This window comes from Ignisphaera sp., from assembly GCA_038831005.1.
Classification (GTDB): domain Archaea; phylum Thermoproteota; class Thermoprotei_A; order Sulfolobales; family Ignisphaeraceae; genus Ignisphaera.
Genome location: JAWBKZ010000002.1, coordinates 80,443 through 93,447, shown reverse-complemented (window position 1 = coordinate 93,447; position 13,005 = coordinate 80,443). Strand labels below are relative to the sequence as shown.

13 protein-coding genes are annotated in these 13,005 nt (G+C 37.2%); 5 read left to right on the top strand and 8 right to left on the bottom strand.

What is annotated here, in order from left to right:
• The first annotated feature begins 121 nt into the window (after positions 1-121).
• Positions 122-478 (top strand): hypothetical protein, encoded by a 357-nt coding sequence (locus QXK50_02145; GenBank protein ID MEM2007964.1) that lies wholly within the window; start codon positions 122-124, stop codon positions 476-478.
• A 6-nt stretch (positions 479-484) separates the two neighbouring features.
• Here the strand turns inward: QXK50_02145 and QXK50_02140 are convergent, their stop codons facing one another.
• From QXK50_02140 to QXK50_02105, 8 genes are all read right to left on the bottom strand, one after another.
• A complete protein-coding gene (locus QXK50_02140) occupies positions 485-2,095 on the bottom strand; it encodes a type II secretion system F family protein (protein ID MEM2007963.1) in 1,611 nt (536 codons plus the stop codon).
• Between the two features lie 10 nt (positions 2,096-2,105).
• Positions 2,106-3,785, bottom strand: a complete 1,680-nt coding sequence (locus tag QXK50_02135) for a type II/IV secretion system ATPase subunit (protein MEM2007962.1) — start codon at positions 3,783-3,785, stop codon at positions 2,106-2,108.
• Positions 3,786-3,800: 15 nt separating this feature from the next.
• Entirely contained in the window at positions 3,801-4,520 is a 720-nt protein-coding gene (locus QXK50_02130) for an ATPase domain-containing protein (protein MEM2007961.1), read from the bottom strand.
• Complete coding sequence (locus tag QXK50_02125) at positions 4,513-5,052, bottom strand: hypothetical protein (GenBank protein ID MEM2007960.1); 540 nt, start codon at positions 5,050-5,052, stop codon at positions 4,513-4,515. Before QXK50_02125 ends, QXK50_02130 begins: the two co-directional genes overlap by 8 nt.
• Positions 5,036-5,527, bottom strand: coding sequence for a hypothetical protein (locus QXK50_02120; protein MEM2007959.1), 492 nt, complete (start codon positions 5,525-5,527; stop codon positions 5,036-5,038). The genes QXK50_02125 and QXK50_02120 overlap by 17 nt, the downstream gene beginning before the upstream one ends.
• 8 nt (positions 5,528-5,535) lie before the next feature.
• Positions 5,536-6,480 carry a hypothetical protein gene (locus QXK50_02115; protein MEM2007958.1) on the bottom strand — a complete coding sequence of 315 codons (945 nt, stop codon included), beginning with the start codon at positions 6,478-6,480 and terminating at the stop codon, positions 5,536-5,538.
• 331 nt (positions 6,481-6,811) lie between these two features.
• Positions 6,812-7,771 (bottom strand): hypothetical protein, encoded by a 960-nt coding sequence (locus tag QXK50_02110; protein ID MEM2007957.1) that lies wholly within the window; start codon positions 7,769-7,771, stop codon positions 6,812-6,814.
• Positions 7,768-8,061, bottom strand: a complete 294-nt coding sequence (locus QXK50_02105) for a hypothetical protein (GenBank protein ID MEM2007956.1) — start codon at positions 8,059-8,061, stop codon at positions 7,768-7,770. The genes QXK50_02110 and QXK50_02105 overlap by 4 nt, the downstream gene beginning before the upstream one ends.
• A 282-nt stretch (positions 8,062-8,343) precedes the next feature.
• On the opposite strand from QXK50_02105, the gene QXK50_02100 reads away from it, so the two are divergent.
• The 4 genes from QXK50_02100 (at position 8,344) to QXK50_02085 (ending at position 13,002) form a co-directional block, all read left to right on the top strand.
• A complete protein-coding gene (locus QXK50_02100) occupies positions 8,344-9,282 on the top strand; it encodes an iron-sulfur cluster loop (GenBank protein MEM2007955.1) in 939 nt (312 codons plus the stop codon).
• A 122-nt stretch (positions 9,283-9,404) separates the two neighbouring features.
• Positions 9,405-10,202: a pyrroline-5-carboxylate reductase dimerization domain-containing protein gene (locus QXK50_02095; GenBank protein ID MEM2007954.1), complete on the top strand. Its 798-nt coding sequence runs from the start codon at positions 9,405-9,407 to the stop codon at positions 10,200-10,202.
• 44 nt (positions 10,203-10,246) lie between these two features.
• Positions 10,247-11,656, top strand: a complete 1,410-nt coding sequence (locus QXK50_02090) for a TldD/PmbA family protein (GenBank protein ID MEM2007953.1) — start codon at positions 10,247-10,249, stop codon at positions 11,654-11,656.
• On the top strand, positions 11,653-13,002 hold the full coding sequence (locus QXK50_02085; GenBank protein ID MEM2007952.1) for a TldD/PmbA family protein: 1,350 nt from the start codon (positions 11,653-11,655) through the stop codon (positions 13,000-13,002). The genes QXK50_02090 and QXK50_02085 overlap by 4 nt, the downstream gene beginning before the upstream one ends.
• The last annotated feature ends 3 nt before the right edge of the window (positions 13,003-13,005 follow it).

Sequence of the window (13,005 nt, the reverse complement as noted above, 5' to 3'; positions counted from 1 at the left end):
CACTACTCTATCAGATATTATCAACAAATTATTATTTGAGCGGAGTAAAGCGACTGGAGGTCGCAAGAGTAAGCAATACATAATTATCTCGTAGAGTGGATATTAATATAGAGATAAGATCATGACTATAACCAAAAGAGCCCTAGTGCTGATAACATTATCTATATCTATTACCCTAGCTGTTGCCGGAGTACTGATGGCTGTTGCACAACCTCCGTTAGAAGTTCTTGGAATCATATCCATGATTCTTGATAATGTAGTTACGTCCATTGTTATGATCATCGTATTTATCTTTGTTTTGATCCTAGGTATAGTGATGGTCTTCACCTCGGATAACGAGTACGTTGTAGCATTAGGAGCACTTTTATCATTTATTTCGATACTTATTATTGTCATAATTATTCCAAGGCTTGTATCTAAAGCTGAAGAGAGTATTAATCAGTTTTTCGAAAATATTTATGAGGAATTAAAACCGTAGGGTATTCTAGCCTGGACCTACGGCAACCATTATATCCTCTATATTTAGTACAGCGAAAATCGATTGAGAGAACGTTGAGGATATAAGCAATGTTGCTCCACTAAGTATCAGCAGAATCGATGTGTGGAGCCATGCTGCTCCCACGAAACCTCCTCTAGCGAACTGCATAGCGAAAGCATTCAACGGTGTTATAATGAATATAAGACCTATTTTCACGAACATAAGCATATCTAGAGGTAGTATTGTGACGGGGAGTATCTGATAAGGTGTTCCAGACATAGTCGAGATAAGTTCATGGAGAATTATAACTAGTGTGAAGACGAATTCCGTTAGAGCTACCATAAGAACGTGAAGCACGTAGATCGTTCCTTGAAAAGCTCTAGCGATCTGTTCTCTCTGTTTCCTCAAGTTAACGAGTCTCTGAGTCAAAATACTTATCATCTGCCCTACTTTAGCTGGATCTCCACCTGCTTCAACAGAATCGTAGAATATGTCCATACCCTTTCTAACAGCCTCACTCCCTGTTTCACCAATAAAGTAGTACATAGCTATTTTTCTATCCACACCATTTCTAAGTCTTGCATAAAGTCTCTGAATAGGTTTTGTAAGTTCACCAAATTCTGTTCTAAGGATGCTTCTGAGAGAAGCTACATAGTTCCTTAAGGACGTATAGGCTAATCCCAAGCTCCTTATGAATACCGCAAAAAAGTTTTCGATATTCTTAACCTTATTCTCTATTTTTCTGCCAATGAATCCCGGCAGAAGTAGGCATAAGCCTGTAGCTATCAATACATAGCATTCCTTTCTAAACACATAGTATATGTAGGTACCTAATGCAATGCTAAGAGCTATAGATATCGTTAGCAGATACCTATACATTTTTCTCTCCCTAAGATTTATAGGCATATCGTGCACGATATCTTGTTTTGGCAAAGACTTCCTTATCAATAATACCAGCAGACCCAACATAATTACAGAAGCTATAAATGATATCACAACTATTTGTATATCACCGAGAAAGAGCATAGAAAGCAGTATGAGGTTCACGTTAATGAATATAGACGAGGACATTGCGGCGGTGTATATACCTAGAAGGATCTTTATAGCCTCTAGCACCCTAGTATAGTCAGCTTCATAGGTTGCCGTTAGAGTATCTTGCTCCATCTGGAGAAACAGCTCTAGATCTTCACCAACATTTATAGCTTCAGAGAGCCTGAGCAAAAAGTCTTTGAATACCACGTTGGTAACGTATTTGGCTTGATGTTTAACAGCATTAACGAATCCGTAACCCCACCGTTTAGCTAGATTAGATATTCTAGCTAATATATGGGTATAGGTTTTATATGTAGTTCCAGAAACATTGTATAGATTGAAAAGCTTTTCATGTGGGGGTCTACCTGTAGAAACACCATACATATGGGTAACAAGATAGAGCATATCTTCATCAACTACTGCTGTTATACCTTTTCTTCTCAATACTATAAGGATGTACCAGAGGATAACAGGTAGAGGTGATATAATTATCATACTGAAGTTATATGGAAAAGGTAGGAATATCCCTACAACAACAAGAGATATGGTTATTAGTAATGGTCTAATCTTAGCTAGTGAAGGCATGCTGATCACATTAAGTCAGTGAACCTCTTTCAAGACGATTCAAAGCTGTTTCCAATCCAATTTCATATGTCTTTATAATGGTGTTCCATACATCAAAATAATTTAATATCTTTTTCTTAACCATTAAGTCTAAGAACCGCGCCCGCATATTTAGTTCCTCGTATATCTGCCTCATATTGATTCTAGAGATACCGCGCATTACCGCTATCTTGTTCTCCAAAAGATAACTTGCACCCTCACCTCTAAATACAAAAACATCTCTAACAGGATCCCACGTGAATACAGGTACATAGATTATCGAGTCTACCTCAGGATCGTAACCAATAATCTCGTTAACACTAATAACTCTCCTAAGCATTATCCCGCCTCTCCATACAGCTGACTGTATTGTAACAAAGTTCAGATTATCCATAAAGCTCTTGGGGATCTTGATCGGCTCACCTGTTAATCTTTGAACAACTCTTTCAACACTTGCTGCATGAAATGTTGATAGTACTGGATGACCCGTCTGCATAGCTTGAAAAGCTATAGCTGCTTCTACTCCTCTAATCTCGCCAACAATTATGTAGTTGGGTCTCTGTCTTAAAGCAGCTCTAAGTAGATCAAACATTGTTACTGAAGACTCTTTAGAACCTGTATCTCTAGTTAATTCTCTTACCCAATTGAGATGAGGTAGCTGTACTTCTGCTGTATCCTCTATAGATACAACTTTGTACGTCGGTGGAATGAAAGCTGATATAGCGTTGAGTAATGTGGTTTTTCCTGAAGCTGTTTCACCACATATGAAGCCGCTCATACTATTGTTGAGGAGCATCCATAGATAAGCAGCAATCTTTACATCTAGTGTGTTCCATGCTATTAATTGAGTTACACTTATGGGTATTTTACTGAATTTCCTAATCGTGAAATTACTCCCATGGAGACTCACATCCCCTCCATAGACAATATTTATTCTTGAACCATCTGGAAGAGTTGCATCAACTATTGGTCTTGCATGAGATACAGGTTTCCCTATTCTTTCAGCAAGTTTAATTACGAAAGAATCAAGTTCTTCAGTAGTTTTGAACTCTATATTGGTTTCGAGAGGACCAAAGATTTTGTGGAAAAGGTATATGAAGCCCATACCTCTACAGGTTATATCTTCTATCCAGATATCCTTTATGAATGGTTCGAGAACACCTAGACCTATTTTATCTTTCGCGATATGGTACCTAAGGTATTCGTAATCTGCTCTATAGACTTGAATAGTCTTTGTACCACTTTTTAATGAACCGTAATTTACTGGTGTATCAACGATTCTTATAATGCTGTCTAGTTTTGATAATATGAGTTTTTTCCTTTCTTCAATATCTTCAACATTATCTTTCTCGGTTATAACATCGGCAAGCCTTATCTCGATTGACTCCAGCAATCTTGGGTGAGGAGAAGGTGGCTCAATAACAACATATTTTCTGTATCCGCTAACAGTTCCTTGAGGAGGCATATAGATATGTATAAAGATCCCTTCACCTATATGGTACATCAGATTCACATTTCGTAGCTTCTTTAAATCGTAACTAAGTTCAGAGACATCAAGAATATTGGGGAAACCTATACTCTTTTCAATATTTTTGATGTATCGTACAACATAAGGTGCTTTCTTTAAAGCGTCTTTAACTTTCTCACTAATTGTTACTGTTTGTAGAGACAAGACTTAATCACCATGTCATGCTTTTGCAAGAGATATCGGTATGATCTTGATACCAAAGGCAGGATCTACATCAAATGCTATCATACTGTCCACAGGTCCTAAAGCACCTCTAAGTTTCACAACCTCCATAACCTTGATGATCATTCCTCCTACGCTGTAGGGCTTCAACCTTATGTATCCATCACATTCGCTTCTCAATCTAATCATTATGTCATCTGTTAATGCTTCTGGATGAACCACGAATACCGTAACCTTTCCTCGCGAGGTAATGTTCTTGGCTCGGGATATGAAGTCTAGTACATCGTTTATAGAGGCATATACTGCTAAAACAGAAAAAGAGTCTATAACCATTAGGTCCCAGTAGTCTACAGTTCTAAGCATAAATTCTCCAACGATATCTAGGAGGTATTTAGCTACACGCTTAGCCCATTTAGCACCCTCTATATGGACGGGAAATATCTTTAGCTTACCTTTGAAGAAGAAGCTTGTCATATCCATACTTAGTCTTTTTGTTTGAAGTAGAAAATCTTTAACTGTGTTTTCTGTTGTGATGTAGTAGACATTCATGTTGTTTCTCAGAGCTCCATATGTTATTTGCTGAGCTAGAACGCTTTTACCAGTGCCATGGTCACCTTCGATGAGTATGAGTGATGGTATCGGTATACCTCCTCCAAGCCTGTTGTCCAGTTCTTCGTTACTTGTTGAAATTGCGAGAACCTTGTTTTCTCTAACCATATTCATCACCAACGATAACTACGAACTCTGCTTTCTCTCCTCTAGATGTATAGACAACTAAAGAAACATATGCATCTAAAGGTAGAAGAGGATATACTGCCTTGATGCACAAAGATTCGCCAGGTCTTAGAGCATAATTATTAACTACATCATATCGGATATTCCCAACATATCTACCGCATATGCTCCAGTAACCCGTATACAAAGTACTACCGTATACCGCCAAGTATGATGCATGTAGATCATTCGCAGTAACTGTAGCTATAATTTCTATCTTCCTCACATCCTCTAGCGCTATAGGACCATAGTTCGTTATGTTTATGTATACTGTGCCATTCGCATATGCTTTAGCACTTGTTATTCTTATCTCTATTTTATGCTGTTCTCTAGCTACATCTCGGTGTAGAGAGGATACCGTCATCAGTACTGTGTACACACTAAACAATGTTAGAATTAGTATTGTAAACCCTACTACGGTAGCTGAAATTGCATCAACAACACCTTTAGTGAGATCTTTAGCCTGAGTAAACATACTCATCACCAATACTGTTAGGTAGAACTACCTTTACATTCAATGGCACCTTGTACTGAGTCCCATTGTAGAGCTTAATGATGAGTGTTTCCCCTTTACTCCAAATACCATCTACAATAACCTCCGTATAGTTCCAACAACCAATATCACAAGTTCTATTGTATCTATATAGTCTCTGTGTAGATCCATCATCTATATAGATGTCAATTAAGTTGACATTATTTAGAGATATATCTCTATTACCTATATTCTTCATATATAGAATAAAGTATCTACCGCTATCGTTTCTACTTACGTTTAATGCAACACTAACTATCTTTATCGATGTCTCTAATCGTTCTCTAGTATTCCTTAGGGAAAGTTTCACAACACTATCTATGGTGTTCATCTGCACCAAGAGTGTTGTTGCTATAGCTGATGCTATTATTATACCTGCTACAACTATTATAGAGACGCTTATGGTTTCAGAAACCATAGAACCACCTACGTTAATGGACCACCCATTTTATCGTTATTCATAGCCATCTTGAGGATCTCTGCATCTGCTTCACTATCATTTATACCAAAGATTTTGGCTAATGTGTATATGTACACTATCTGTTCATTGACCTTTACACCGATCTTTCTAGCATTGTACACAAAATCTATTATAGCTATGAGTACGTTCTTCTCTTCTTCAGTAATTATACCTATATTGGCTATAAATTTCGACAACTCCTCAATAACATCTCTAGGAACTCTGTCAATCATATCATCTATCCATTTCATAAGCTTTATGATTCCCCCGAGACCCAGCCTCTTAACACCTTTACTGAATTCTATACCTAGACTAGGTACAGCTTCAGCTATATTCGTTATATCTATATCCTTAGATACAGCTGTTGACCCCTTAGCTTGTTCACCAGCATCTGTTGCTATACTATTTCCTCCTCGATAGAGTAGCTTCTCAAAAAGTGATAGAAATTCTTTTTTAATCTCTGATCTATCGGTCTTATTTTGAATAGTGGTGGAGGATTTTAACACATTGAATGGATTCATGAATTCAGCAAGTGCTGCTCTTACATCTACTAAAGCATTTCTTACATCATCTAGGCTTTTTGCGAAATTCTCTTGTACATTCTTTACCTCGTTTTCTATCATATCTATACGTTGGTTAATATTTCCCAACTTACTTTCTATAGTAGAAGATAGTTGAGATATTATACTTTCGCTCAGTTTCTCTAAATTAATTGAAGGTATAGAAGGTGAGATTTTTTCTGTCTCTATCTCTAATGATACTGGTTTCGGTGAGCTAGGCTCTTCTATCTCTTCAGACTTGACCTCTTCTTTAGAGCTCATTTCCTTTAATTTGAGGATAGGATAAACAAATACCCTGCATATGGGACATTCGCAGATCCATTTTCTATTAACTGAATTGTCTCTAGACACCTTAGCATCATTCTCTTGATCTAATAGTTCGATAGTCAGAATCTCACCTCACTCTTCGTATAATTGCTACGAGGGTTACAAAGATGATGTGAAATCCTATAAAGAACATAAAAAACGCTAATAAGATAAACACAATAAATGTGTAGAGATCTGGAAGAGATAAACTAAGAAAAGATAATATGCCCCCTACCAGGGCTAGCGTAAATCCTTCAATAAGCACTAAGATAAGTTGTAGAGTAGAATAACTTCTGTTGTCGCTTTCTAATTTAGCTGATATAGCCATAATGTTACCCCATTAACAATATTTGGCAACTCTGTATCGAGATTCTATCTAGACGGTAATGCTTGCTATCGTCAGTATTGTTGTTGAAATTATTATGCATGCTCCTAGAACAAAGGGTGTAATACTTGGTAATGCAAGTGAAAGAAGTAGCGCTAAAGCGGTGACTATCATGACCATTAATGTTGCTCTCTTTATGACAACTCTCGGATGTAGTGTTCCAAATATTGTTGAACCTATTTGTGTTAAGAGATTGTTTTTGAACTTGACGTAGTATGGATGTCTATAGAATACCATTAATCCCTCTTTTGTTAATCTATATGTATGATTATTGTTCAGAATCTTTATACCGATTTTGTTTAGCAAGGGATTCATGATCTCCACGAAAGTCTCTATAACCTTCGATCTCTTCTTCTCTACTTTCTTAAATAAACGGAGGGGACTTCTGCTTTCTGAATACATTTCTAGATATGTTTTTGCTCTATCAACACTAAGTTTCATTCCTTCAGCAATAGTCCTTATAGATGCTTCTTGGTTCTTACTTGTAGCTATAGTTATTACAACATCCGCTATGTGGTGGTACTTAACTAAATCTGATGCTATGTCTAGAACCATAGCCTTTATCTGAGCCTTACTTACTCGTTCTCCTTTATAGTATTCAATAAATCCCAGCATTTTGGCAAGCCTTCCATAGAATTCCATACCTTTCTCCGATAATCTATACAAGTCATATCCATTCTTGTCATCTTTAACCACAAGACCTTTAACCACAAGCTTCCTCATAGCGTCTAGAACTGCTTTAGGTCTCTCATTAAGGATTCTCGCAATATCCTTGACCGTGTAACCATCATCATTTCTGCCTAGTTCCATTATTATATTTAGCTGTAATCCACCACGAGCAAAATCTATTACAGCATCGAGTTCCCTCAACATGTTTATTCTCGTGTTCAGTAAATCTTCTATATCTATTGTTTGCTGAATCGTGTAATGCAACTCATTATCTAGGCTCATGGTGAATCACCCTTTAAGCTATACACGAGTTCCAACATCGATGGAGATTCTATTCTAGAACTATGTATCCTATAGCCATTCTTTTTAGCAAATTCAACAATAGATCTATGTACATTCAATATCTCGTCTATGTAAATTAAGCCAAAAAACCTTATTCTAATCTCATATAGAGAACTATTAATACACAGAGCTACAACATCAATAGCTTCGCTATCTCTAGTACGTTCCTTGATCCCATTACTGAGATCTCTCGTGGATCTACATGTAGATTCTTGTAGTATTAGCTCCACACTTCCACCAATTATAGTATACAGGCAGTAGCAAGCAGTTCTTCAGCTCCACAATGTGGTGTATATATAAGCTTTTCTGCTACTGCTAGGAAGGAAAGTCTTAGACTGCAAAAGCTTCACTCCACGCAATTTTCGCAGTACAACCAGTAGGATTACTGAAACTTAACTATGGTAACATAGAGATTCTGACTAGAATGCAATATAGGTAACATTTCGTTTATCATTTATAGCCAGGTTTATAGAGCAGTCAGAATGTGTTATGGTTACTGAGATGTGATTGTGATGCCCCTTATAGACTTAGAGAAAATTCGAAATGTGTCAAAAGCATTAACATCTGTAGATATAAAGCCTATGGATTTATACGACACTAGATTCTATCCCAACAAAAATGAGTCTTTAGATAAAGTGCTTATGTATTTCATAGTTATGGTGGCTATGGATCATAGACTTAGTAGACCTGGTAAACAATATAGAGCTTTTATATATGGTGAAGAGCTTCATGGAGCAGATCTCCTCTATAGACTAGGAATGAAGATGTATAACGAAAAACTTGAATTTTTTGATCCCAGAAATCTGGTCAAGATAGAGCCTCGAGATATAGTGTCATGGCTAACTATAGGAAGTGCTACTCCCCCCGACCCAGATGTGAGATCCCTGCTTTTACAGGATCTAGGTCTAAAGATGTTGAAGTTATTTGATGGAGATCCTGTAAATCTGCTTATTGTTTCTGAAAATCGGTTAAGAAAAGAAGATGGTGATGGATTTCTAGAGCTCCTCAAGATATTCAAAGCATATCAGGATCCTGTCGAGAAGAAGGGGATGCTTTTAGCTAAATTCCTCAGTTATAGAGGTATCCTCAATATAGTCGATGTGTGTAATAAGAGGGTAGCTGTAGACAATCATTTAACGCGGATAGCCATTAGATTAGGTATAGTAGATCTTGAGAAAAGATACATCGAAAAGATACAGAACATGATACCCATCGAGAGAGAGGAAGATATAGTCATAAGGTATAATGTGAGAGAGGCCTACAGATACTTATCTGAATACTCTAATGTAGATCCATTCCATCTCGATGATATTCTATGGAATCTAGGTAGATCAATATGCATTAAAGTTAAACCTTTATGTGAAATGTGCTACTTCAAGAGCGTATGTAGAGCTTATCTAGAGAATGTGTATCTAGATGAACCGATGTACTTCGATACATGGTATTATTGATTAGTTCAGCCCAGAAACCGTACATCATTAACTCAGCATATCTAGCTTACATCATCTTGCAGAGTATATACCATACAAAAAGATAAATCTGTTTAATTCTTTAAACCTTTCTAGGGGTGTACATGAACATAGGGATTATCGGTATAGGAAGACTTGGTACAGCTCTCATAAAAGGGATAATCCGTGGCGGTATAGATCCAGGTAGTGTAAATGTGTATGATTTGTCTAGAGAAGCTCTAGAAGGTGTGAGAACCTTAGGTGTAAACATATGTAGTAGTGCTGTAGATGTATATATGAGTTCTACCGTAATTATCATTGCTGTTAAACCACAAGATGTTGTAAACGTTATCAAAACATTTCCTCAAACAGTTGACAAAAACAAGATCGTTGTATCTGTAGCTGCCTTCGTCCCCCTTAAGGTTTTAGAGAAACATCTGAAACACGTGAATGTCTATAGAGCTATGCCTAATATAGCTGTGGAAGTCAATAAAGGTTTCATAGCTTTAGCTCCTAGCGATAGAATAAACGATACTGTCGAGAAACTGTTTAAAATTGTTGGTGATACTGTATGGGTTAACGAGGAATTATTAGATCTACTTACAATAGTCTCTGCATCTACGCCTGCAATAGTTGTTGAACTTATTGATGCATTCATACTAGCTGCACTAAAGGCTGGTGTACCCTATGGTATCGCTAAGAGAGCCACATTATCGGTTTTTCAAGGCGTTGGGAAACTTTGTGAATATAGAGACCTTAGCTCAGTTAGAGATTCTGTTATAACTCCTAGAGGAACTACCATAAGTCTTGTGGAGAAGATATATATGTATGAAGTAAAGAGTAGGCTAATGAAGGCGCTTATAGATTCTATTGAAGAATATCTGGATAGGTTAAAGAAGTATAGAGAAAATATCGAAAATTGATTAACTTTAGGGTCTAGATCTAGTTAGTGTAGGTGGTTAAACTGGTGAATGAGATAGGGTATGAATTAGCTGAAGAGATTCTTAATGAAGTTCTTGGTAGGGGTGTTCAAGAGGCTGTTGTTAGAATCCATGAGAAAGTTACTGAAGGTGTTGTATTTGATAATGGAAAGTTGAAGGTTTGTTCATTTTCTAGGGTTAGCGGTATAGGCATAGCTGTATATATGGGAGGTTCTATAGGCTATGGATACACAACGAGATTTGATAGAGAAAGTATTCTGAGAGTTGTAGATGAGGCAGTATCTTTTGCTAGGAATTTGTATAGAGAATCGCTAGAAACTTGTGAATTAAAGAGCATGACTACTAAGAAAGATGTATATAGAGTTCCATATAATATAAATCCGTTGGATGCAGATATAGAACAAAAGATATCTCTTTTAGAGAAACTGAATAGGGAGTCCCTGAGTGTAGAGGGTATAGTTTCTGCTATAACGAGATATGGTTTTGAAAGAGATAGAAGGATTACTGTATCTAGTTTTGGTGCTAAAGTTGATGTAGAGGTAGTAGCTGTAGGTATTTCTCATACTGTTGTAGCTAAACATGTCGATACAGTTGAAAGAGTCTCCGACCAAAAAACATTCATAGGCGGATATGAATATATAGAGAAATACGATTGGTATAACTTCATTACCGAGATAAACAATCTTGCAGTAAAAACAGCGCAAGCTCCTGCAGTAAAACCTGGTGTATATACCGTTGTTATAGATAACGATCTCATAGGGCTTCTCCTGCATGAAGCATTTGGACACGCTTCTGAAGGAGATGTGGTCTACGCCAATATGTCTGTACTTAAGGATAGGGTAGGCGAGGTAGTAGCAAACGAGAATGTATCTATAGTAGATGAAGGTGTTGTTCCAGGAGGATATCCTGTTCCATACGATGATGAGGGTTTTGCTAAAGAAAAAACATATATAGTAAAGAACGGTATCCTTATCAATTACCTCCATAGCATTTTAACAGCTAAAAAGCTAGGCTATACGACTACAGGCAATGCTAGAGCTCAAGATGTATCCTACTACCCTCTAGTTAGACAAACAAATTTGTACATGCTTCCTGGTAATGCAGATATAGATGAGCTCTTCGAAGGTATAAAATACGGGATATATTTGAAAGGAAGAAGCGCTGGAGGAGGACAGGTTAATCCTAGTGTAGGTACATTTACGTTTGGTGTAGGACCATCATATACTATCAGGAACGGTGAGGTATCGGAACTTGTTAGAAATGCCATAGTTAGTGGAAATATTCTGGATGTGCTTAAGGATGTCGAGATAGTGAGTAAAGATCTAAAGATAGAGACCTCGGTATTTGGTGGATGTGGTAAAAATGGTCAATCAGTTCACGTAGGTTTTGGAGGTCCACATATAAGGGTTAAGAAGCTGGTGGTGGGAGCAAGATGATCGATGTAGAGAGGATTATTGAGAAAGGTATAAGAAGAGCAGAAGGACTTGGTGCATCTGAAGTAGAGATATATGTTGTTGATGAGTATTCTACAGCTCTTTCAACAACAATGAAGGGTTTTGAGGGTATCCGGAGAGGTAGTACTCTGACAGCTGATGTAAGGATAGCTATAGGCAAAAAGGTTACAGTCCAAGGAGCTATTATCTCTACTGAAAATGATCTAGATAACTTAATCGAGAAAGCGATATCCATAGCAAAGATAGTACCTGAAGATCCTCAGTGGGTTTCTTTAACGAGAGACTATGGATATACACAAGTATGTGATATAGTTGATGAAAGGGTTAGACACATGGATGAAACCAGCTCAATAGAGCTATTGAGGAGAGCTATAGAGTTACCTAAAGAGGTAGATGCAAGAGCATATACAACTTTAGCTGAGGTTGAATTATCGTACATACGTAAATGGATAGGTAATAGTTATGAGAAACCTTTATCTTATGATAAAACATCGTTTTATTTCGCAATAGATGTGAAGGCTGTAGAAAACGGTTACGAGAGTTCTTACCATAGCTACTATATAGCTCCAACATTAAGAGAATTCGATATGAATGAGTTTATAAAGAATGCTGTAGAAGTAGCAGTATCAACCATTAGGTCAAAACCTATAGATACGGGTAGCTATAACGTTATCTTTATGCCTCAGGTGCTAGCTTCAATTCTTAGGACACTTATAGTACCAGCCTTAAGAGCAGATCAGGTTCAGAAGAATAGATCACCACTAGCCAAGAAGTTGTTTAGCCAAGTTCTATCAGAAGAGATAACTATTATAGATGATGGTGTTGCACCAAATATGATACGTTCTGCACCGTTTGACGATGAAGGTGTGACAATGAAGAGAAAAACTGTTATTGATAAAGGTGTGTTACTAACGTATCTATATGACACCTATACAGCCTACATAGATAACCAGGAATCTACAGGAAATGCTGTTAGACATGGACTAGCATCACCACCTATACCAGATGCAACAAACATTATACTCCTCCCAGGTACCTCATCAATAGAAAATATCGTTAATGATCTCAAAGAAGCTATAGTTGTGTATGCTACAATAGGTGAATGGCTCTCTAATTCTGTAAACGGTAATCTAGGTGCAACAGTAGTGAACGCAGTATATTTCAAAAATGGTACACCATTGCATGGAGTTAAAGGTGTAACAATCTCTGGAAACATACATAACCTTCTCGATAGAGACCTCGTGGCAGTTTCAAGAGACATAGAGCTTGTTGGAAACATGCTGGTACCTGCTATATGCTCTAAAAATGTAGCTATAGCCGGTAAGTAGCAA

Bases quoted from the DNA above. Each gene is read 5' to 3' on its own strand.
- QXK50_02095 (MEM2007954.1), top strand. From the start codon at position 9,405: ATGAACATAGGGATTATCGGTATAGGAAGACTTGGTACAGCTCTCATA.
- QXK50_02120 (MEM2007959.1), bottom strand. From the start codon at position 5,527: ATGGTTTCTGAAACCATAAGCGTCTCTATAATAGTTGTAGCAGGTATA.
- QXK50_02140 (MEM2007963.1), bottom strand. From the start codon at position 2,095: ATGCCTTCACTAGCTAAGATTAGACCATTACTAATAACCATATCTCTT.
- QXK50_02130 (MEM2007961.1), bottom strand. From the start codon at position 4,520: ATGGTTAGAGAAAACAAGGTTCTCGCAATTTCAACAAGTAACGAAGAA.
- QXK50_02085 (MEM2007952.1), top strand. From the start codon at position 11,653: ATGATCGATGTAGAGAGGATTATTGAGAAAGGTATAAGAAGAGCAGAA.
- QXK50_02110 (MEM2007957.1), bottom strand. From the start codon at position 7,771: ATGAGCCTAGATAATGAGTTGCATTACACGATTCAGCAAACAATAGAT.
- QXK50_02125 (MEM2007960.1), bottom strand. From the start codon at position 5,052: ATGTTTACTCAGGCTAAAGATCTCACTAAAGGTGTTGTTGATGCAATT.
- QXK50_02100 (MEM2007955.1), top strand. From the start codon at position 8,344: ATGCCCCTTATAGACTTAGAGAAAATTCGAAATGTGTCAAAAGCATTA.
- QXK50_02145 (MEM2007964.1), top strand. From the start codon at position 122: ATGACTATAACCAAAAGAGCCCTAGTGCTGATAACATTATCTATATCT.